The sequence below is a fragment of the Burkholderia sp. AcTa6-5 genome (assembly GCF_017815075.1).
GTDB lineage: Bacteria > Pseudomonadota > Gammaproteobacteria > Burkholderiales > Burkholderiaceae > Burkholderia > Burkholderia sola.
In genome coordinates this window covers 46166-68601 of the sequence record NZ_JAGIQE010000009.1, presented here as the reverse complement: position 1 = coordinate 68601, position 22436 = coordinate 46166, and the positions used below count along the sequence as shown (strand labels likewise).

At 68.7% G+C, this 22436-nt stretch carries 16 protein-coding genes; 10 read left to right on the top strand and 6 right to left on the bottom strand.

Annotated features, from left to right (window positions below):
* Positions 1-17: 17 nt before the first annotated feature.
* From J8I33_RS14285 to J8I33_RS14265, 5 genes are all read right to left on the bottom strand, one after another.
* Entirely contained in the window at positions 18-2165 is a 2148-nt protein-coding gene (locus J8I33_RS14285) for a hypothetical protein (RefSeq protein WP_209937173.1), read from the bottom strand.
* Between the two features lie 334 nt (positions 2166-2499).
* Positions 2500-3270 (bottom strand): hypothetical protein, encoded by a 771-nt coding sequence (locus tag J8I33_RS14280; RefSeq protein ID WP_089488329.1) that lies wholly within the window; start codon positions 3268-3270, stop codon positions 2500-2502.
* 13 nt (positions 3271-3283) lie between these two features.
* Entirely contained in the window at positions 3284-4294 is a 1011-nt protein-coding gene (locus J8I33_RS14275) for a YaiO family outer membrane beta-barrel protein (RefSeq protein ID WP_175974229.1), read from the bottom strand.
* Positions 4295-4304: 10 nt separating this feature from the next.
* Positions 4305-5300 carry a polymer-forming cytoskeletal protein gene (locus J8I33_RS14270; RefSeq protein WP_124556680.1) on the bottom strand — a complete coding sequence of 332 codons (996 nt, stop codon included), beginning with the start codon at positions 5298-5300 and terminating at the stop codon, positions 4305-4307.
* 3 nt (positions 5301-5303) lie between these two features.
* Entirely contained in the window at positions 5304-6836 is a 1533-nt protein-coding gene (locus tag J8I33_RS14265) for a glycosyltransferase (RefSeq protein ID WP_204383786.1), read from the bottom strand.
* A gap of 1180 nt (positions 6837-8016) precedes the next feature.
* Here J8I33_RS14265 and wecB point away from each other — a divergent pair.
* The 4 genes from wecB (at position 8017) to J8I33_RS14245 (ending at position 13779) form a co-directional block, all read left to right on the top strand.
* Complete coding sequence (gene wecB, locus J8I33_RS14260) at positions 8017-9234, top strand: UDP-N-acetylglucosamine 2-epimerase (non-hydrolyzing) (RefSeq protein ID WP_209937166.1); 1218 nt, start codon at positions 8017-8019, stop codon at positions 9232-9234.
* A 452-nt stretch (positions 9235-9686) separates the two neighbouring features.
* Entirely contained in the window at positions 9687-10148 is a 462-nt protein-coding gene (locus J8I33_RS14255; protein WP_050013730.1) for a (2Fe-2S)-binding protein, read from the top strand.
* Positions 10145-12469: a xanthine dehydrogenase family protein molybdopterin-binding subunit gene (locus J8I33_RS14250; protein ID WP_209937159.1), complete on the top strand. Its 2325-nt coding sequence runs from the start codon at positions 10145-10147 to the stop codon at positions 12467-12469. Before J8I33_RS14255 ends, J8I33_RS14250 begins: the two co-directional genes overlap by 4 nt.
* A 329-nt stretch (positions 12470-12798) precedes the next feature.
* Positions 12799-13779 (top strand): NADPH:quinone oxidoreductase family protein, encoded by a 981-nt coding sequence (locus tag J8I33_RS14245; protein WP_050013732.1) that lies wholly within the window; start codon positions 12799-12801, stop codon positions 13777-13779.
* Between the two features lie 159 nt (positions 13780-13938).
* Here the strand turns inward: J8I33_RS14245 and J8I33_RS14240 are convergent, their stop codons facing one another.
* Entirely contained in the window at positions 13939-14490 is a 552-nt protein-coding gene (locus tag J8I33_RS14240) for a PadR family transcriptional regulator (protein WP_179233129.1), read from the bottom strand.
* Between the two features lie 153 nt (positions 14491-14643).
* Between J8I33_RS14240 and J8I33_RS14235 the strand changes: the two genes are divergently transcribed.
* The 6 genes from J8I33_RS14235 to J8I33_RS14210 all read left to right on the top strand — a co-directional run bounded on the left by J8I33_RS14235 (position 14644) and on the right by J8I33_RS14210 (position 22404).
* Positions 14644-16668 carry an NADPH-dependent 2,4-dienoyl-CoA reductase gene (locus J8I33_RS14235; RefSeq protein ID WP_209937151.1) on the top strand — a complete coding sequence of 675 codons (2025 nt, stop codon included), beginning with the start codon at positions 14644-14646 and terminating at the stop codon, positions 16666-16668.
* Positions 16669-16714: 46 nt separating this feature from the next.
* Positions 16715-17155, top strand: coding sequence for a nuclear transport factor 2 family protein (locus tag J8I33_RS14230; RefSeq protein ID WP_050013735.1), 441 nt, complete (start codon positions 16715-16717; stop codon positions 17153-17155).
* A gap of 335 nt (positions 17156-17490) precedes the next feature.
* Positions 17491-19581 (top strand): TonB-dependent siderophore receptor, encoded by a 2091-nt coding sequence (locus J8I33_RS14225; RefSeq protein WP_209937523.1) that lies wholly within the window; start codon positions 17491-17493, stop codon positions 19579-19581.
* A gap of 20 nt (positions 19582-19601) precedes the next feature.
* Complete coding sequence (locus J8I33_RS14220) at positions 19602-20378, top strand: ABC transporter ATP-binding protein (protein ID WP_050013788.1); 777 nt, start codon at positions 19602-19604, stop codon at positions 20376-20378.
* Entirely contained in the window at positions 20375-21367 is a 993-nt protein-coding gene (locus tag J8I33_RS14215) for an ABC transporter substrate-binding protein (RefSeq protein WP_209937144.1), read from the top strand. The genes J8I33_RS14220 and J8I33_RS14215 overlap by 4 nt, the downstream gene beginning before the upstream one ends.
* Positions 21364-22404, top strand: coding sequence for an iron ABC transporter permease (locus J8I33_RS14210; RefSeq protein ID WP_209937136.1), 1041 nt, complete (start codon positions 21364-21366; stop codon positions 22402-22404). Before J8I33_RS14215 ends, J8I33_RS14210 begins: the two co-directional genes overlap by 4 nt.
* Positions 22405-22436 lie beyond the last annotated feature (32 nt).

Genomic DNA, 22436 nt, shown 5'->3' with positions numbered 1-22436 from the left:
TGGGTCGATGTCGCGGCTCAGTGCACCTTGGCGCTGGTGAACTTGAGACTGGTCCCGCTGTTCGCGGTCACGAGCCAGTACGTCGAGTCGGTGATGACGACGCTGCCGAAGCCTTGCGTGATCAACGGCAGCGCGAAGGCCTTCTTCGGCAGCAGCCACGTCATGTTCGCGAGGCTGGTCGGGTGGCTGGCGGCGAACGACCAGCCGGTGCCCGTATCGGTGGCCGACCACGTGACGTTCAGGCGTGCGCGGTCGAACACCGTGATGTCGGTCATCGTGTACCACTTGAACTGACCGAGCAGCTTCAGCGTGTTGGCTTGATTGAAGATCGCGGACAGCGTCGACGTGTAGGACGACGCGCCGAGCGGGTGCGCATAGATCAGCCGGCTCGTGCGGTTCGCGACGACGAAGTTCATCAGGGATGCGTACCAGTTGTTCACGTCGGCCGTCGGCACCGCGTATTGCTGGAACTCCTCGAACGTCGCGTACTTGCCGAACGGCATCACGGGGTACGCCCACAGGCCGGGGTTCAGCAACGCGCCGTTGCGGTAGGCGCGGGTCGGTGCCGAGCCGGTGTGGCCGGTGAAGTAGTAGCCGTTGAAGCCGTTGCTTTCGAGCCAGTTGACCGACCACGTCGGCGTGTTGCCTTCCGGCGCCGCGTACTCGACGTCGGGCAAGGCCGTCGTCGCCTGGACGGCCTGATGGTTCATCACCAGGTACTGCGTAAACGTGCTCGCGTTGGTTTCGCTCGCATTCGCCCCCCAGTAGTCGTGGATCCAGCCGCCGTGGCTGCCGACGCGATGGCCCTTGCTCACGAAATACTTGAGGAGATTCTGCGCGGACGGGTTGTTGGCGAGATTGATGCCGCCACCGTCGCCGAACGCCGCTTCATCGGGGCCGGCCGTGACCACGAGCGAGAACGGCCCGTTGTTCCACACGCCGAGGCTCTTCAGGTAGAGCGCCGGCTGGATCTGGTCGCCCGCGCAGAAGTGCCAGTTGAACACGAGCCCGGCCATCGCCTTCGGCAGCGGCGACAGCGACGGCAGGTTCAGCATCTGCGTGCCGAAATAATGCAGGTAGCCGTGAATCAGCATGCCGTCGGTCTGGCCGTCGAGGTAGGCGAGCGGCAGGTTGACGAACAGCACGCCGCCGTTGCCGTACGTGTTGTAGCCGGACACCAGCCCGAAGGTCGGCGAGGTCAGGATCGTCGTGCCGGTGTACGTCCCCTGCGTGACGAAGCTCGGATAGGTGAGGAAGCCGTACACGTAGCCGGAGATGCCTTCGAGCGTGTCGGTGGTGGTGGCCAGCGTCGACGCGAGCGCGGTGGCCGTCTTGCCGGTCGACGTGCTCAGCAGCGAATTGGCGGTATACGTCGTGGTTTTCTTCAGCTTGCCGGTCACGGTGCCGGTCAGCTTCGGGGCCGTCTGGTTCAGCACGCCGCTGCCGGTGGACGGCGTCGTGTACTGGAACCATGCGCCGTGGTTGTAGTTGGCGAGGCCGCCGGGATTCGACGGGCTCGCGGCCAGGAACTGTGCGCTGCCCGACGTCGAATTGGTCGACGTGCCCGAGGTGCCCGACGTGCTCGTCGAGGCGAGGGCGCTGGCGGTCGTGGTGGTCGACGAAGTCGTGGTCCATGCCATCGACTTGCCGGGGGGCACCTGGAGCGTGCGCAGCCAGCTGCTCATGCCGGTTACATTGCCGAGACCGATCATGTTGCCGCCGTATTGGTCATACAGCACATAGTCCACGCCGGCCATGCTGCTGAAGCGCGATTTCGGGCTGACGTAGAAGCCGGCCGAATTCAGCACGCCGAAATCGTAGACGAGCATCACCTTGCCGCCGTTCAGCGCGTAGTTCTGGATCGCGGTCACGAGCGCGTCGGCGGCCGTCGTATGCACCTGGTCGGGCAGGATCAGGCCCGGATACTGCGACAGCGTCGCGCCGGCCGCCATGAACTGGCTGTCGGTCATCACCTTGATCTGCAGCCCTTCTTCCTGGGCACTGTCGAGCCATGCGGATACGCGCGAATCGGGCAGCGTCAGCGTATCGGGCACCAACAGCAGAAGCTGGTTGGTGGCCGCCTGAACGCCGCCCGGACTGAATGCGAACGCGAGCGCGAACAGCGCGAACAGGATCCGCAAGAACTTGCCTGACTTTGCCAACATGGTGTGCTCCTCGCTCAAGGAATGGGGGCGTGCGGCAGCCGGGATACGCGTGCCGCCAGGTCGAGCATTCCAGCCCCGTAGGTGTGTTGCGGCTGTCCGGTTCGTCGGGTATCGAGCGGTGCGTGTCACGGCGGTCCGACCGCGCCAATGCGCCGGTGCGCCGCGCTGCCTTCGCCGGTGAGAGGACTCGATGCGACGCATGGAAAGAAGCGAACAACGTGCCATTGGCGCAGGAGGCCCGGTCCTGCTGGCTTCCTGCGCTGCCGGTCGCGCGGCACGGTCGCAAACCCGACGGATTCGTTTCATCGCTGATACGGCGCGTTGGGACGCGCTATCAGCAGACGGAATCGCGATCGCGCGTCAGCGCGCCGGGCCAGCTCGCGCAGTAGGTATAGAGCGTGACCAGCAGGGCGATCAGCAGCGGCCCGCCGAGCAGGAAATAGCAGAACGGCAAAAACAGCAGCGAGCCGTGATGGACGATCGTCGCGTGCAGCAGCATCACGAACGGCAGCGCGAACACGAAGTAGCCCAGCACCAGCAGCGACGCGAAGGCTTTTTGCAGCAGCGAGAAATCGAGCGGGTAGTACAGCGCGGCCATGACCAGCGGAATCAGCGCGATCGCCGCGCCGTGCAGCACGAACATGTCGCGCAGATGCAGTTGCGGGACGTACGGGAACGTGCCGGGCGCGAGCCAGAAGTACGCGCAAATCAGCAGCTGGGTGAAGCTCGCGATACGTAACAGATATGCAACGGGCAGCCAGCGCGCGCGCCGGATGAACGATGCGGCGAAGCCGATCATGCAGAGCGCGGCGGTGGCGACCAGCAGCGTGCCGCCCGGCATGCGGGCCGCGACGTCGATCGACAGCAGCGGCACGCGCGGTGCGTCGGGCGGATAGCCGATCACGATCACGTGAAGCGCCGGATCGATCTGGCGCGCGCCCCACGCCATGACCGCGCGCCAGTAGCGCCACGCCATCGGCAATCCGAACCACAGCGACGCGTACAGCGCGGGCGTCAGCAGCGCGATCGACGACAGCCAGCGCTGCGGGTGCGCGTGGGTGCGCAGCGAACGGTCGACGGGAGGACGGACGGGATGCGTCTGCATGGCGCCCGCCCGCTTACCAGCGATAGAAGACGCTGAGCTCGCCGCCGATTCGTGAGTAATACGGGTTGTGGTAGTACGCGAATTCGAGTTGCGTCCCCCACTTGCGCGTGACCCAGTAGCGCCATTTCGCGGTGATCTCGTGGCTGCGGAAATCCGCGATCTGCGAGCCCGAGCCGGTGACCTGATACGCCTCACGGCCGACGCCGCCGCGCAGCACGATCACGCTCTTGCCGACTTCGCCGTAGGTGACGGCGCCGTAGTAGGCGGGCGCCTTCACCGATCCGGGCGAATCGACCGTATAGTTCGCGCCCGCCTCGAAAATCCATTTCGGCAATGCGTACCAGATCACGCCGGCGTGATAGAGCTGGTCGCGGTGGCCGCTGCGGTTCCACGCGTAGCCGGCGCCGAGCGACACGACCAGCGAACGATCGGACAACAGCTTGCGGTTGATCGATACGTCGACGCGCGCACTCGGCAGGATCGTGCCTGACGTGGTGCCGGAAAAGCCGATCCCGCCGAACCAGTCGGGGCCGAGGTTCTGCACGTAGGTCAGCGCGCCGAGCTGCGTGTTCTCGCCGAAGCGGTGCAGTTGCGCCAGTTCGCCGAGCACGGTGCGACTGCCGTCCTGATAGACGCCGCGCAGGTGCACGCCGTACCAGTCGCCGTAGCCGTGCGTCAGATGTGCGCTCGAATAGCCGAGCGACAGCTCGGTGTGCGATTCCTGCGGCGCCTGCACATGGGTGACGACTGCATCGGGCAGCGGCGGCCGGTTCGTATCCTCGGGCGTGAACTCGGCGAGCGGCACGCCGTCCGGCAGGCCTTCGGCGTCGACGCGCACGAACATCGATTCGTCGCGCATCCGTGGCGTGATGACGGTCGCGGGCGGCGGCTGCACGGCGGGCGCGGCGGCGGCATCGTCCGGCTGCTCCGCCAGCGCCGCGGGCGCGCCGAAGGCGACGCCGCACAGCATCGCGAGGGTGGCAACCGGCACGCGCGGGCCGCGATGGCTGGGGCGATCGGACATGAGGCGCTCCTTAACGGGATGTGTGGAACCAGCCGCTGCGCCACGCGACGAGATCGCCATGCACGCAGGCATGATTGACGATCGATACGTCGCGCGCACACGCGCTGACCGGATGACCGGCCACGCCGATGCGCGCGCCCGTCAGTCGCAACAGGCCGCCGGCCGACACGACGCCGTCGATGCAGCTCGCGTGGGCGAGCAACACGTCGTCGCGCGCGAATACCGCGCCGTGCAGCAACGCGTGACGTTCGAGTTCGACGCGATGCGCCTTGACGCTGCCGCGCAGCACGCAGCCTTCGCCGAGGACGAGCGTTCCTTCGACGATCAGGTTGCCTTGCACGACCGTGTGCGCGGGCAGGCGAACGTCGCACGGCAGCAGGTAACGACCGTGCAGGAAGCGATGCGGCAGCGACGCGAAGTGGCGGGTGAGCGTGATCGCGCGGCGCGGAGCGGCCGGTATGTCCGCGGGCCGCGGGCCGGGCGCCGCGCCGAAGACGAGCGGCTCGCCATACAGGCACGCGAAGCCGCCGGCGCCGCGCAGGCGCACCGTGTCGCCGACCACGACGCCGCGCAGCACCGCATCGTCGACGTCGATCAGCGGCGCATGCGCGAGCGTGCCGATCGTCGCGCCGGCACGGATGTCGATGCGCTGGCCGGCGAACGCGTACGCGGCCCGCGCGCCGTCGTCGAGCGTGATCGAACGGTCGGCGTAGAGCACGTCGTCGCGATGCGCGTCGCGTGCGACATGGATCGTGTCCGCATGCTCGACGGCCAGTCCGAGCGTCTGCCACGGCGGCGCGCCGGATGCATCCGGCGGCGGCGTGCCGGCCACGTGCGCGCGCAGCGCGTCGTGCCAGCGCGCGGCGAGCAGCGCCTGGTCGACGAACGGCCCGTCGCCGATCGGCAGCGCCGCGACGTCGCTGCGCCGGATCAGTTCATGCAGCATCGGCAGGAACGGCAGCGTGAGCACGCCGGCCACCGGCACCATCACGTTGAAGGTCGTCATCGCTCATCGCTCCGGTTTCAACTGCCGGCGAAAACGCTCGGTCTTGTCCCACTTCAGTTCGCGGCGGAACGCCGCGTCGAGCGCGAGTCCCCACAGCGCGGAGACGACCGCCGCGATCGTCACGCAAAAGCCGACGACGTTGACCGGCACGAGCCGCAGCCGCGTCGCGCGGCCGTCGAGCCGCGCGGCGACGACGATCTCGAAGAACACGCCGAAGTTGCCGAAGGTGCTGAACGAGAACAGCGCGAACAGCGACAGCAGCAGGCCGAGCGCGGTCGAGTTGACGCCGTTGAACAGGTAGAGCGCGAGCGCGGCGCTCCACGCGATCGCGAGCAGCGCGGGCATCGTGAATACGCCGAGCAGCAGCGCGCCGTCGAGCCGGCAGCGGCGCGAGATCAGCGGGTTGCGCAGCACCGGAACCAGATAGCGCAGCATCGTCTGGTTGTGGCCCTTCGCCCAGCGCGTCAGTTGCCGCGCGCGGACGGCCCAGCGCTCCGGTACTTCCTCGTAACATTCGGCGTGGTTCAGATAGACCGTGCGCCAGTCGCTCAGCAGCAGGCGGTAGGTCATGTCGGTATCTTCGGCGAGCGTGTCGTCGCACCAGCCGCCCACGGCGTCGAGCGCGCCCTTGCGGATGCCGCCGACCGTGCCGCCGTACTGCGGCACCAGGTTCAGATTGTTGCGGGCTTGCTGGTTGACCTGATAGCCGCCCGCGCGCTCGAGATCGAGTAGCCGTGCGAGCAGGTTGCTGTCGGCGTTCTGCGGCACGACACGGCCCATCACCGCGCCGACTTCCGGGTCGAAGAACGGCGCGACCAGTTCCTTCAGCAGCCCCGGGCGCGGCAGGTAGTCGGCATCGAATACCACCATGATGTCGCCGCGGATGAAGCGCAGCGCATCCTTCAGCGCGGCTGCCTTGCCCGGCTTGCCGGTCTCGCGGTGAAACGGCTGAATCAGCTCGGGCGCGAGTGCGCGGACTTCGTCGATCAATGCGCGCGTGTTGTCGGTCGAGCGGTCGTTGACCGGAATGATCGTCAGCCGGTCGCGCGGGTAGGTCGTCGCCAGCAGCGCCATCAGGCAATCGACGATCACGGTTTCCTCGTTGTGGGCGGCGACGAAGACGGTGAGCCGCGGCCAGTCGCCGTGGGTCATCGTCCGGTAGGGCGCGTGTTGCGGCTTGAACAGGCGGTCGAGGCTGAATACGTAATGCCGGGCGGCATACGCGCACGTCAACAGCGTGAACAGCCACAGGTACGCGACGCACGGTATCAGCAGCAGCTCGGGATCGAATGCGACGCCCGGCGTGGCGGCGGGCGGCGGCTCGAGCGACGCGTCCGGATCGGGCGAGGCCGGCGCGACCAGCGCGATGCGCTCCATCGCGATCCCGGTGGTTGCGGCCGTTGCGGCGGGCACGCCGAACCGGGCCGGTTCGGCGATCGCCTGCGAGGCGGTGTCGCGCACGATCAGCGAGCACGCAAGCACGATCAGCAGCAGGATGCCTTGCTCGCAGAATGACGCCGCCCGCGTTTTCTTCATGTCCCCATCCCCGTGCCCGCAACGACGACCGATGAGAGCTGAAGGCGCTCCGTGGATCGCGCGGACGTCAATGGGAAACGATGGCGCGTTCGTCGCGGGGCGGTTGTCGGCTGCCCCGGACGGATGCGTCGCATCGTCTCCCGGCTTCGTTGCTTTGGCGCCCCCATCTGTCTGCTGCGATGCGAGTGCTTCGGGACGCACCTGTCCGACATCAAGCAAGGGGTGAGCCATCTGCCGCGATGCCCCGCGCAGCAAGGAGGCCCGCGCGGGAAGCGGATGCGGCATGCGTGCAGCCGGCGTGTTTTGATTCACTGACGAATCAGCGTGCGCGCGTCGCATCCGACCCCGCACGGTCGGCCGCGCGGCTCGAGCGCGTCGCGCGGTGCCCGGACCGTCCCAGCTGCCGATGCCGCGTGGCCGGGTGCGGCTTGGCATGGCTGGCCGTCGCGTGTCGTTCGGCATGCACGCGTCGGCCCGCGATCGCTACGCGCGCTGCTTTCACATGAGACGAATGGACCGGACTCCGATGTATTCGCCAGTTTCGAATCCGCGTTACACATTCGCAACATTTCCCGCGCCCCGATTCGTGTGATTCAACGCGGCGTCGGATGTGGGCGAAATCCTGCGCGCGCCACGGCGGTCGACGCTCGCGTGCGCGCCGCGCACTGCACAGACGAAAGGGGCGAATCGAGGCGACGCAACGCGCGTCGAAAGGTCCGTGCGATTCGCTTCGTCACGAGGGCTCGACATGCATGCGCGATTCGTCGGACGACGTCGTCAGACGGATCGCGCGAGCGTCCGGCTGTTTATCGTTGCCGCGTCGATCCGGCGATGCGGGTGTCCGTAGCAGTTGTGAAACATTCCATGACGCACCGTTCGCGGGCAATGGCCGCGGAGCGAAGCGGGCCGCGACGCGAGCCGGCTGGTTTGAATATTGCTGGTGTGGGAGGACGTGACGCTCGACACAGCGAGGAACGACTCATGACGTGATTGATCCAGTGCAACGGGACGCCGGTAGTACGACGATTCGCGCGGCCTGGACCGCGCGGACGCGGCAGCGCGCTCGCCCCGCCACACCGCCGCAGGTCGATCGCGTGCGCGTACGGGATGCGCCGCCCGAATACATGCTTCGCGCCGCGTGCAGGATCGCCGGGCGCGAAGCGGCTAAACGAGGATAACGATGAAGAAGATCTTGCTTGTGTTCGGGACTCGGCCGGAGGCCATCAAGATGGCGCCGCTGGTGCGTGCGCTGAAGGCGCAGACGGATGTCGACGCCCGCGTGTGCGTGACCGCGCAGCATCGGCAAATGCTCGATCAGGTGCTGACGCTGTTCGACATCAAGCCCGACTACGATCTCAACCTGATGCGGCAAGGCCAGACGCTGACCGACGTGACGACCGGCATTCTTCATGCGATCGGGGTCGTCTTCGACGATTTTCGGCCGGACGTCGTGCTGGTCCACGGCGATACGACGACCACGCTCGCGGTGAGCCTGGCGGCGTTCTATCGCTATCTGCCGGTCGGTCACGTGGAGGCCGGCCTGCGCAGCGGCGACATCTGGTCGCCGTGGCCGGAGGAGCTGAATCGCCGCGTGACCGATGCGGTGTCGTCATGGCATTTCGCGCCGACCGGGCAGGCCCGCGACAACCTGCTGAGCGAGGGCGTGCCGGGCAGGGGCGTCTCGCTGACCGGCAATACCGTGATCGATGCGTTGCACGAGGTCAAGCGCATGCTGGATCGCACCGCCGCGCTGTCGGACAAGATCGCCGCGTACTTCCCGTTTCTCGAACCGTCGCGGCGCGTCGTGCTGATCACCGGCCATCGCCGCGAAAGTTTCGGGGAACCGTTCCGGCATTTCTGCGACGCGCTGTGCACGCTGGCGAACCGCTATCGCGATGCGCAGTTCGTCTATCCGCTGCACCTGAACCCGAACGTGCAGGAGCCGGCGCGCGCGCGGCTCGGCGGCGTGCCCAACATCTACCTGATCGAGCCGCAGGAATACCTGTCGTTCGTATTCCTGATGTCGCGCGCGCATTTCATCATCACGGATTCGGGCGGCATTCAGGAAGAAGGGCCGGCGCTCGGCAAGCCGGTGCTCGTCACGCGCGAGACGACCGAGCGGCCCGAGGCGATTCAGGCCGGCACCGCGCGGCTCGTCGGCACCGATCAGGACCGGATCGTGTGGGAAGCGTCGCGGCTGTTCGACAGCGAGAGCGCGTACGAGGAAATGTCGCGCGCGAGCAATCCATACGGCGACGGCCATGCGAGCGAGCGGATCGTCCACGCGCTGATGCGTACGCCCGGCGTGCCCACGAAGACGACCAGTTTCTCGATGGGCGCCGCGGAGATGCCGTTCAACGCGCTCACGCTCGGGTTGCAGGCGTTGCGCTCGCCGTGAGGAAGACCGTGCGGTAGTGCGTGGCGTCGCGTTCGGCGCAACCATCAAGCATCCGGTCCGGCCGTGAGGTCGGCCGGATGTTTGCCTATGTGCGACCCGGAACGCGCGCTCGCGATGCACGCTAAAGCCCCGTCGATGACACGCGCCATCCCCGGCCGTGCGTTCTCCCCGCTTGCCTGAAACGCCCGAATCGCCGCGAGCCGACGTCAAATCCGAAATGGTTCGATAATGCGGGCGGCGATCCATGCGGACGAGCGCCGGCCGGGCAAAGGCGAAAGGTTGCGCAGGCAACCGGCCGACGGCATCGTTCGCAGCATCGGCCCGACCGTGCGTGCACGCGACACGGTCGACGAAACGGCGCCACGCCTGCCTGATCGTTCGGAATGTGCGCCGCGCCGTTCGAATCCCCACTCGATGCCTGCCCGGCGGGCATCGCAACCAGGAGGTGAACGATGATCACGCTGACCGTCAACGGTAGCGAGCAGCACTTCGACGGCAATCCCGACATGCCGTTGCTCTGGTATCTGCGCGATGTGCTCGGCCACACCGGCACCAAGTTCGGCTGCGGGATGGCGCTGTGCGGTGCATGCACCGTGCATCTCGACGGCGTCGCGATCCGCGCGTGCATCACGCCGGTCGCGGCGGCGGCGTCCAGGCGCGTGACGACGATCGAGGGGCTGTCGACGGATCTCACGCACCCGCTGCAGCAGGCGTGGCAGGAACTGAACGTCGCGCAATGCGGCTACTGCCAGTCCGGGCAGATCATGCAGGCCGCGTCGCTGCTGAAGACGAATCCCCATCCGACCGATGCCGACATCGACGATGCGATGTCCGGCAACATCTGCCGCTGCGGCACCTATACGCGCATTCGCGCGGCCATCCGGCTGGCCGTGCGCCGCGGAGGTGACGCATGAGCGCGCCCGAACTCTCCGTCGACAACGAAAGCCGTCGCGCGCTGCTGCTCGGCTTCGCATCGGGCGGGCTGCTGCTCGCGTTCGGCGTGCCGTCGCTCGCGCAGGCGGCCACGCCGGCGCAGCCGCCCGTCAGCGCGAATCCGCAGTATGGCGGCGCGGGGATGCCGCATGGCTTGCGCGACGATCCGAACCTGTTCGTTGCGATCGCACCGGACGGCACCGTCACGGTGACCTGCATCCGCTCCGAGATGGGCCAGGGCGTACGCACGAGCGTCGCGCTCGTGGTCGCCGACGAACTGGGCGCGGACTGGGCGCGCGTGAAGGTCGCGCAAGCGGTCGGCGACGAGCCGCGCTACGGCAACCAGAACACCGACGGTTCGCGCAGCCTGCGCCAGAGCTTCGCCGCGCTGCGCCGCGCGGGGGCGGCCGCGCGCACGATGCTCGCGCAGGCGGCCGCTGCCGTGTGGGGCGTCGACGTGCGCCAGGTGAAGGTGACGGTGCACGAGGTCGTCGACACGAAAACCGGACGCAAGCTCGGCTTCGGCGAACTGGCCGGGAAGGCGGCCGCGCTGCCGGTGCCCGATACGAAAAGCGTGGCGTTGAAGGCGCCGGCCGAATTCCGCTATATCGGCAAGGGCAAGACGGCGCTGATCGACGGACGCGACATCGTCGGCGGCCGCGCGCGGTACGGGATCGATACGCGCCTCGACGGCATGCTGTATGGGGTCGTTGCGCGGCCGCCGGCCTACGGCGACACGGTCGCGTCGTTCGATGCGTCGGCCGCCGAGAAGCTGCCGGGTGTCGTCAAGGTCGTACAACTGGCGTCGACGCCGCTGCCGTCCGGCTTCCAGCCGCTCGGCGGCGTGGCCGTCATTGCGCGCGATACGTGGACGGCGATCCAGGCACGCGCGCAGTTGAAGATCGACTGGAAGCGCGGGCCGCATGCGGGCTACGACTCGGCCGCGTATCGCAAGACGCTCGAAGCGGCCGCCGCGCAGCCGGGCGACGTGATCCGCAACGACGGCGATGCGGCGGCCGCACTCGCCGGCGCCGCGAAACGCGTGCGCGCGACGTACTACGTTCCGCATCTCGCGCACGCGACGATGGAGCCGCCCGCGGCCGTCGCGCGGGTGGCCGACGGCCGCTGCGACGTGTGGACCTGCACGCAGGCGCCGCAGACCACGCGCGACGAGATCGCGAAGGCGCTCGGCGTGCCGGCCGAGCGTGTGACGGTCAACGTGACGTTGCTCGGCGGCGGCTTCGGCCGCAAGTCGAAGCCCGATTACGTGGTGGAAGCCGCGCTGCTGTCGAAGGCGGTCGGCGCGCCCGTGAAGCTGACGTTCACGCGCGAGGACGACATCGCGCACGACTACTTCCACGCGGTGTCGCTCGAAGCGTTCGACGGCGGGATCGATGCGGCGGGGAAGGTGGTCGCGTGGCAGCATCGCACGGTCGCGCCGTCGATCCAGTCGACGTTCCGCGCCGGCGTCGTGCACGAGCAGCCGGGCGAGCTCGCGCAAGGCATCGCGGACCTGCCGTTCGCGATCCCGAACGTGCGGATCGAGAATCCGGCCGCGCAAGCGCATACGCGGATCGGCTGGTTTCGCTCGGTGTACAACATTCCGCATGCGTTCGGCATCCAGAGCTTCGTGTCGGAACTCGCGCATGCGGCCGGCCGCGATCCGAAGGATTTCCTGCTCGACCTGATCGGGCCCGCGCGGCGTTTCGAGCCGCACATCACGGTGAAAAACGTGAACTACGGCGAGGATCCCGCGCTGTATCCGGTCGATACGGGCCGGCTGCGGCGCGTGGTCGAGACGGTCGCGCGCGAGGCCGGCTGGGGGCGCAAGCTGCCGAAGGGGCATGGGCTCGGGATCGCCGCGCATCGCAGCTTCGTGTCGTACACGGCGGCGGTGTGCGAGGTGCAGGTCGATGCGGACGGCAGGATCTCGGTGCCGCGCGTCGACATCGCGATCGACTGCGGGCCGCAGATCAATCCGGAGCGAGTGCGCTCGCAACTGGAGGGGGCGGTGGTGATGGGGCTCGGCATCGCGCTGCACGGCGAGATCACGTTCAAGGACGGCCACCCCGAGCAGAGCAACTTCAACGGCTTCCAGGTGCTGCGGATGAACGAGGCGCCGCGCGACATCCGCGTGCATCTCGTCGCGCCGGACGACTACGCGACGCCGCTCGGCGGCGTCGGCGAACCGGGCCTGCCGCCCGTCGCGCCGGCGCTGACCAACGCGATCTTCGCGGCGACCGGCACGCGCATTCGCAGCCTGCCGATTGCGGATCAGCTTTCGAAGCCGCAGGCGGGTTGACGCGATAGCTGTCCCGCGCCGGGCCGCCTCGTGCGGCCCGGCCCACTTCCCGGATACGCATACTGGCTGGCGTGTATATCGTTGTCGTTTGTGAACGACCGTGCTAAATTCCTGCCAGCACTTGGCGCCACCCAACCCTTCATTCGGCTGACACGGCCGGCACCTCGGGAGGCAGCACGATCAGCCTGTCGATGTCGCGACGCGATCTCGCGTTCTGACGATGTTGCCGATGCCGTAGGGCATCGCATATGCGTCGTGAACCGGCCACGGGGAGATGTCCCGCACACCGTACCGATGCCCGGCCACGCCGCGCAAGGAGACAGAAGCGCATGAAAGCCCTGTTGTGTACCGCATTCGGCCCGATCGACCGTTTGCGCATCGAGGACGTCGCGATTCCAGAACCGGCTGCCGGGCAAGTCCGGATCCAGGTGAAGGCGGCGTCGCTCAACTTCCCCGACGCGCTGATCGTCCAGGGGCTGTATCAGGTGAAACCGGCGCTGCCGTTTTCGCCGGGCGCCGAGTTTGCCGGCGTGATCGACGCGGTCGGCGACGGCGTCACCGCGTGGCGGCCCGGCGATTCGGTGATGGCGTTTACCGGCCACGGCGGGTTCGCGCAGCAGTGCGTGGCCGACGCGCACCAACTCGCCGCGCTGCCGCCGGGCATGACGTTCGAGCAGGGCGCCGCGCTCGTGCTTGCGTACGGTACGTCGCTGCATGCGTTGCAGCAGCGGGCGCGCCTGCAGGCGGGCGAGACGCTGCTCGTGCTCGGGGCGGCCGGCGGCGTCGGCATCGCCGCGATCGAGATCGCGAAAGCGCTCGGTGCGCGCGTGATCGCGGCGGCGTCGAGCGCGGACAAGCTCGCGCTGTGCCGCGAAGCGGGCGCCGACGAGACGATCGACTATGCGACCGAAGACCTGCGCCGCCGCGTCGACGAACTGACCGGCGGGCGCGGCGCCGACGTCGTCTACGATCCGGTGGGCGGCGCATACAGCGAGGCGGCGTTGCGTGCGACCGCATGGCGCGGCCGGTTCCTCGTGGTCGGCTTCGCGGCCGGCGAGATCCCGAAGCTCGCGCTGAACCTCGCGCTGCTGAAGGAGCGCGACATTCTCGGCGTGTTCTGGGGCGATGCGGTGCGTCGCGATCCGGCGCAGCATGCGGCGAACATGCGGCTGCTCGCCGAATGGTTCGCGGCCGGCAAGGTGCGGCCCACGATCACCGAACGCGTGTCGCTGGACGGCGCGGCCGATGCGATCGCGCGGATGGCGAACCGGCAGGTGAAGGGCAAGGTGGTGATTTTGCCGGATGCGTGATCCGGGTTCGCCGCGCGGCGATTCAACGCAGGCTGCGCGGCCTGTGCTTCACGAAAGCGGGCGCGGTGCGACCTGCTGTAAAGGCGTCGCGATTACGTAGTCGGGCGCACGAGGCCGAGCGGCGGTGAAACGACCGCCGGCCGGCCTTCGCCAGCGGCTTCAATCCTTCGGCAAACGCAGCGTGTCGAGCGCGTGCTGCGAAAACTCAACCCAGAACCGTTCGTTTGCGATCCCGGCCTGCAGCACCAGATGCTGCAGGCGCTTCGTGCGTGAATCGCCGTCCGCCGAATCGCCGTCCGCCAAAAAATCACGCGCCTCGATCTGCAAATACAAGTCCAGCTTTTCCTGATGCAGCGCGATGCGCCGCCGGATCTCGTGCTCGAGGCCGGCCGGCCCGAGCACGGCTTCCGCGCGCAGGCGCACCATCAACGCCTCGCGCAGCGGCGTCGGATCTTCCGGTTCGGCGATCCAGCGGCGCAATTCCTTCTTGCCGGCCGGCAGGATCCGGTACGCGCGCTTGCGGCCGCGGCCGGACTCGGCGGGCAGCGATTCGACCCAACCCATTTCCTCGAGACGCCCGAGTTCGCGATAGATCTGCTGATGCGTCGCCTGCCAGAAATAGCCGATCGAGCGATCGAAACGGTCGGCGAGCTCGGACCCCGAACCAGGGCGTTCGGCGAGGGCGGTGAGAAGCGCGTGAGGCAGGGACATGTCGGATCGAGGAAGGCTGCGCAATGAACCGAATCTTGCCATATCGGGGCCGCAGCACAAACGGCGTGGGTATGTTTATGCAACATGTTGCACAAACGAAGTCGACGCGCTACCATCCGTGCAATTTGTTGCATAAAAGATGGAGACGCCCCGATGACCTCCCGTTATCCGCATTTGACGACCCCGCTCGAACTCGGCTTCACGTCGCTCAGGAACCGCGTGTTGATGGGCTCGATGCACGTCGGCCTCGAGGAAGCGCCGAACGGCTTCGAGCGGATGGCCGCGTTCTATGCGGAGCGCGCACGGGGCGAGGCCGGCCTGATCGTCACGGGCGGATTCGCGCCGAACGAGCGCGGCCGTCCGGCGCCGGGCGGCGCGATGCTGACGACCGAAGCGGAAGCCGAACGTCACCGCGTCGTGACGCGTGCGGTGCACGCGGAAGGCGGCAGGATCGCGTTGCAGATCCTGCATTTCGGGCGCTACGCGTATCACCCGGCGCTCGCGGCGCCCAGCGCGCTGCGGGCGCCGATCAACCGGTTCACGCCACATGCGTTGACGAGCGACGAGGTCGACGAGACGATCGCCGATTTCGTGCGATGCGCGGCGCTCGCGCAGCATGCGGGCTACGACGGCGTCGAGATCATGGGGTCCGAGGGCTACCTGATCAACGAATTCATCGCCGCGCGCACGAACCATCGCGACGATGCGTGGGGCGGCGCGTACGACAACCGCATTCGCTTCGCGGTCGAGATCGTGCGGCGCGTGCGCGAGCGTGTCGGCGCGAACTTCATCGTCATCTACCGGCTGTCGATGCTCGATCTCGTCGAAGGCGGCTCGACGCTCGACGAGGTGATCCGGCTCGCGCAGGCGATCGAGGCGGCCGGCGCGACGATCCTCAATACCGGCATCGGCTGGCACGAGGCGCGCATTCCGACCATCGCGACCAAGGTGCCGCGCGCAGCATACGCGTGGGTGACGCGGGAACTGATGGGCAAGGTCGGCATCCCGCTCGTCGCGACGAACCGGATCAATACGCCGGAAGTCGCCGAGCAACTGCTCGCCGACGGCTATTGCGACATGGTGTCGATGGCGCGGCCGTTCCTCGCCGATGCCGAGTTCGTCCGCAAGGCGCGGGAAGGGCGCGCGGACGAAATCAACACGTGCATCGGCTGCAACCAGGCATGCCTCGACCATACGTTCAGCGGCCGGATCACGTCGTGCCTCGTGAATCCGCGTGCGTGTCATGAAACCGAACTCGTGATCCAGCCGGCGCCGCGCCGCAAGCGGATCGCGGTGGTCGGCGCCGGGCCGGCGGGCCTCGGCTTCGCGGTCACGGCGGCCGAGCGCGGTCATGCGGTCACGCTATACGAAGCCGGCGCCGAGATCGGCGGCCAGTTCAATATCGCGAAGAAGGTGCCCGGCAAGGACGAGTTCAACGAGACGCTGCGCTATTTCCGCCGGCAGATCGAATTGCGCGGCATCGCGCTGCACGTCAATACGCGTGCGACCGCCGAGATGCTGTTGCAGGAAGCATTCGATGAAGTGGTGATCGCGACGGGCATCGTGCCGCGCACGCCGCCGATCGACGGCATCGGGCATCCGAAGGCGCTCGGCTATCTCGACGTGCTGCGCGACGACAAGGCGGTCGGTCGCAACGTCGCGATCGTCGGCGCGGGCGGCATCGGCTTCGACGTCGCCGAGTATCTCGTTCATCGCGACGGCGCCGAGCGTGTCGATGCGGACCGGTTCTTCAGCGAATGGGGCGTCGACCGGTCGTATGCGAATGCCGGCGGCCTGGGCCAAGCGCGGCCCGAACCGGCGGCGCGGCACGTGCATCTGCTGCAGCGCAAGGCCTCGAAGGTGGGCGACGGGCTCGGCAAGACCACCGGATGGATACACCGTACCGCGCTGAAGGCGCGCGGCGTCGGGATGTCGTCGTCGGTCACGTACCGGCGCATCGACGACGACGGCTTCCACGTGACGATCGACGGCGTCGACCGGACGTTGCCGGTGGACAACGTGGTGATCTGCGCGGGGCAGGAGCCGTCGCGCGAGCTGGCGGAGCAACTGCAGGCCGCCGGATGCCGCGTGCACCTGATCGGCGGCGCGGACGAGGCCGCCGAACTCGATGCGAAGCGCGCGATTCACCAGGGCACGACGCTGGCCGCGACCCTTTGATACCGATTCGTTTCTGTTCCGTCCCACCACGATGCTGGAGACTTCGATGACACATTCCCCGCTGCATCTTCATCCCGCCGTCGCGAAATCGCTCGACGCATGGCATGCGATGGTCGAACGCAAGGATTTCGGCGCGCTGGAATCGATCGTCCATCCGGACGCCGTGTTCCGCTCGCCGATGGCGTTCAAGTCGTACGGGCCGGCGCCCGCGCTGCTGATGGCGCTGCGCACGGTGATCACGATCCTCGAGAATTTCACGTATCACCGCCAGTTCGCGGCCGACGACGGCAAGAGCGTCGTGCTGGAATTCGGCGCGACCATCGGCGACAAGGCGCTGAAGGGGATCGACATGATCCGCTTCGACGACGACGGGCGAATCGTCGAGTTCGAGGTGATGATCCGGCCGTTCAATGCGCTGCAGGCGCTCGGCGCGGAAATGGGCGCGCGGCTCGGGCAGCAGTTGCCGGCGTTCAAGACCGGCGGTTGAGCGCGGTGGCGGCTAGCGTGCAACCGGCTTGCGGCCGCGTTGCGGGGCCCCGCGCGCGAGGGGGTGCGCAGCGTTGACGAGGCGCGCGGCAACGCAAGCTGTCAAAATCCTGACGGACCAAGTTGATATATTGTATCATCTGACGTTTTCGTCGCCGGTCGGCCGGCTGCCCGGGCCGCTCGCGTGCGACGACATTCAACGAAGATCGATACGACGTGACGAGAATCGGACCCACCCCGGCGCGCGGGGAGCGGCGCCATGCCGCGCCGCGCCGGCACGCGAGCGCCTGGCGCACGCGCGCGGCACGCAGTTGCACGACCCTGGTCGGCTGCGCGATCGCGACCACCGGCGCGCTGGCCGCCGAAGCCGTTGCATCGTCACCGGACGACCGGCACGCGCTGCCGGCGATCAACGTCACGGCTTCGTCCGCACCGACCGACCCGCTGACGCAACCGCTCGAAACCGGCTCGCGGCTCGGGCTCGCGAGCCTCGACACGCCCGCGAGCGTCGAAGCCGTCACGGCCGATACGATAGACGCACGCGGCGATCGCACGGTGCTCGATGCGGTCACGCGCACCGCCGGCTTCGCGAGCGCGATCGCGCCGGGCACCGGCGGCACCGCGTTGAGCGTGCGCGGCTTCAGCGGGCAGGAATCGGTGATGACGCTGCTCGACGGCGTGCGGCTGATGCCGGCGGCCGGCACGAGCACGTTTCCGTTCGACACGTGGTCGGTCGAGCGCATCGAGGTGTTGCGCGGCCCGGCATCGGTGTTGTACGGCGAAGGGGCGATCGGCGGGGTCGTAAACGTGGTGCCGAAGCGGCCGCAGCGCACGCGCGAGACGACGCTGCAGGCCGGCATCGGCCCCGACGGCGCGAAGCGCTTCGCGTTCGATACGACGGGCGCGCTCGGCCCGCGGCTGTCGTACCGTTTTTATGCGAGCGATGCGCGCGCGAACGGTCTCGCCGAGCGGGCCGATACGCATACGACGGCCATCGGCGGCGCGCTGACATTCGACGTGAGCCCACGACTCACGCTGACGCTCGACTACGACTACGGGCGCCAGATGCCCGCGACGTACTATGGCGTGCCCGCGCCGAACGGCGTGCTCGATTCGTCGCTGCGCAAGCTGAACTACACGGTCGGCGACGCGACGATTTCGTACTACGACCAGTGGACGCGCCTGTCGGCGCGCTACCGGCCCGCGTCCGGCGTGACGATCGACAATCAGCTCTACTACCTGACGTCGAACCGCCACTGGCGCAACGCGGAATCGTATGCGCTCGACGCGGCGACGGGGCGTGTCACGCGCGGCGACTATCTCGACATCGGCCACCATCAGCGGCAGATCGGCGATCGGCTGAGCGCGCGCATCGACGGGATGCTGTTCGGTCGCGCGAACCGTTTCGTCGTCGGCACGGAATTCAGCCGGATCACGTTCAGCGGCATCAACAATTCGCCGTACGGCGGCGAAACGACGGTACCGGCGCACGGCTTCGATCCCGGTATGTTCACGAGCCCCGACCCGACCGTGCCGCAGTTCAGCACGCGCGCGCGGCAGGTGGCGGCATTCGCGGAGAACCGGCTCGACGTGCTGCCGCGGCTCGCGTGGGTGAGCGGCCTGCGCTACGACCACATCGCGTTCAGCCGCGAGCAGGCGGCGACCGGCGCGGGCTTCGACAAGCGGTTCGCGAACGTCGGCTGGCGCACCGGTTTCGTGTTCGACGTCGCGCCGACGTTCAGCGCGTATGCGCAGTACACGACGGGCGCGGAGGGCGTCGGCTCGCTCGTGACGCTGTCCGCGTCGCAGGCGGGCTACCGGCTCGCGACCGGCGAACAGTGGGAAGCCGGGCTCAAGCAGACGCTGCTCGACGGTCGCGCGTACTGGACGTTCGCGGTGTACGACATCACGAAGCGCAACCTGCTCAGCACCGACCCGTTCAATCCGGCGCTGCGCCAGCAGGTCGGCCGGCAGTCGTCGCGCGGCGTCGAGCTGACCGGCGGCGCGCGGCTGCCGCACGGTTGGACGATCGATGCGAACGTCGCGCTGCTGCGCGCACGCTACGACGCCTTCAACCAGACGGTCGGCGGCGCGACGGTGTCGCGGGCCGGCAACGTGCCGTCCGGCGTGCCGCAACAGACGGCAAACCTGTGGCTCGGCTGGGCGTTCGCCGAGCGCTGGCACGCGAATGCGGGCGTGCGCTACGTCGGCGCGACGTACGGCGACGACGCGAATCGCGTGCAGGTGCCGTCGTACACGGTGTTCGATGCGTCGCTGCGCTGGCAGCCGACGTCGCGCACCGAGCTCGCGCTGTATCTGCGCAATCTCGCGAACCGCACGTACGCGGTGACGACGTCGAACGGCGGCGAACAATGGCTGCTCGGCCCGTCGCGCTCGGCGGAGCTCGTCGCGACGATGCGCTTCTAGGGCGAGACGAAGTGCGCTCCATCACCCACATGCTCGACATCGAACGCGTGAGCTGGTCTCCCGGCGGCGCGGTGGACGTGCTCGATTCGGTGACGCTGACGGTGGCCGAAGGCGAATTCGTCGGGCTGGTCGGCCCGAACGGCAGCGGCAAGACGAGCCTGCTGCGCTGCGTGTTCCGCTACGCGCGGCCCGACGCCGGCCGCGTCGCGCTCGATGCGCAGGACGTGTGGCGGATGCGGCCGCGCGCGGTCGCGCAGCGCATCGCGGTGCTGCAGCAGGAAACGCCTGACGATTTCGGGCTGACCGTCGACGAACTGGTCGGCATGGGCCGCACGCCGCACAAGCGGCCGTTCGATGCGGAGTCGGCCGACGATCGCCGGATCGTCGAAGCCGCGCTGCACGATGTCGGCCTCGTCGAGCGTCGCGCCCAGCGCTTCGCATCGCTGTCGGGCGGCGAGAAACAGCGTGCTTTGCTGGCGCGTGCGCTCGCGCAACAGCCCGAACTGTTGCTGCTCGACGAACCGACCAACCATCTCGACCTGCGTCACCAGCTCGAACTGCTCGCGCGCGTGCGCCGCCTCGGCATCGCGACGCTCGCGACGATTCACGATCTCAATCTCGCGGCCGCATATTGCGACCGGCTTCATGTGCTCGCGCACGGCCGCGTCGTCGCGTCCGGCGCCCCGGACGACGTGCTGACCGAAGCGCTGCTGCGCGACGTGTTCGGCGTCGCCGCGCTCGTCGATCGCCATCCCGTCACGGGCCGCCCGCGCATCACGCCGCTTCATCCGGAATGACCGCCATGCCATTTGCTGATCTGTCCTCCGTCGTCCGCCGCCTGGTCGCCGCCGCCGTGCTCGGCGGCGCGGCCGTTCACGCGCTCGCCTATCCCGTCACCGTGCGCAGTTGCGATCGCGACGTGACGTTCGAACGCGCGCCGACGCGCGCGGTCAGCAACGACGTGAACCTCACCGAGATGATGCTCGCGCTCGGCCTGAAAGACCGGCTCGTCGGCTATACGGGCATCGGCGGCTGGAAGACGGGCACCGCGCGCGTGCGCGACGCATTGCGCGGCGTGCCCGAACTGGCGAGCCAGTATCCGTCGCTGGAAGTGCTGGCCGCCGCGCGCGCCGACTTCTATCTCGCGGGCTGGAACTACGGGATGCACGTCGGCGGGCCGGTGACGCCGGCGACGCTCGCACCGTTCGGTATCCGCACCTACGAACTGACCGAATCGTGTTCGCACGTGATGAAGCAGTCGGCCGCGTCGTTCGACGACGTGTTCCGCGACCTGACCAATCTCGGCCGGATCTTCGGCGTCGATGCGCGCGCCGCGCAGGTCGTCGCCGGGATGCGCGCGCGGCTGGCGGCGGTGTCGCGCGCGATCGGGCGGCCGGCGCCGCTGCGCGTGTTCGTGTACGACAGCGGCACCGACAAGCCGATGACGGCGGGCGGCCTCGCGATGCCGACCGCGCTGCTCGCGGCGGCGGGCGCGCGCAACGTGATGGACGATCTGCCGCGCAGCTGGACGCAGGTGAGCTGGGAAAGCGTGGTCGCGCGCGATCCTCAGGTGATCGTGATCGTCGACTATTCGGCGGTCACGGCCGCGCAGAAGCGGCAGTTCCTGTCGAGCCAGCCGGCGCTCGCGCGCGTGGCCGCGATCCGCGACCGGCGCTTCGTCGCGATTCCGTACGATGCGGCGACGCCGGGGCCCGAGAACGTCGCGGCCGTCGAGACGCTCGCCCGCGCGCTGTATCCGGCCGCATTCGCGGCAGCGGCACGATGAGCGTGCGCGGGCAGGCGGCGCGGCCCGGTATGCGCGTGGTGCTGCCGGGACTGGCCGTGCTGCTGATCGTGTCGATCGTCGCATCGGCCGCGTTCGGCCCCGCGCCGATCGCGATGCCGGCCGCGGTGCGGATCGTCGCCACGCACGTCGCGTCGGCGGTCGGCGGCGGCGATGCGTTCGCGGCGGCCGCCGGCGACGACAGCATCGTATGGCTGATCCGGATGCCGCGTGCGCTGCTGGCCGCGATCGTCGGCGCGACGCTGGCGGCGGTCGGCGTCGCATTGCAGGCGGCGACCGCGAACCGCCTGGCCGATCCGCACCTGCTCGGCGTGAGCGCGGGCGCGATGCTCGGCGCGATCGCGGTCACGGTGGTGGCCGGCGCCGCGTTCGGCCCGTTCACGCTGTCGGCCGCCGCGTTCGCGGGCGCGCTTGCGGCGACCGCATGCGTGGTCGCGCTCGCTTACCGGAGCGGCCGGCTCGAATCGGACCGGCTGCTGCTCGCGGGCGTGTCGGTGTCGTTCATGATGGCCGCGTTCGGCAATCTGCTGCTGTATCTCGGCGATCAGCGCGCCGCGTCGTCGGTGCTGTTCTGGATGCTCGGCGGCGTCGGGCTCGCGCGCTGGGATCTGCTGCCGGTGCCGGCCGTGTGCGCGGTGCTTGCCGGCTGCGCGCTCCATGCGCGCCGGCGCGAACTGAATGCGCTGATGTCGGGCGACGTCGCCGCCGCGTCGCTCGGCGTGCCGAGCGCGCGGATGCGACGCGAGGTGTTCGTCGTCGCGTCGTTCGCGACGGGCGCGATGGTCGCGGTCAGCGGCGCGATCGGCTTCGTCGGGCTCGTGACGCCGCATCTGTGCCGTCGCGTGGTCGGCGCCGAGCACGGCCGGCTGCTGCCGGTCGCCGCGCTGACGGGCGCGATCCTGCTCGTGTGGGCCGATGTCGCCGCGCGCACGCTCGCGGCGCCGGAGGATCTGCCGATCGGCATCGTGACCGCGCTGTTCGGCAGCCTGTTCTTCGTCGCGCTGCTGCGCCGGCGCTGACGACGCGCGGCCGGCGACGGCGGGCGGGGCCC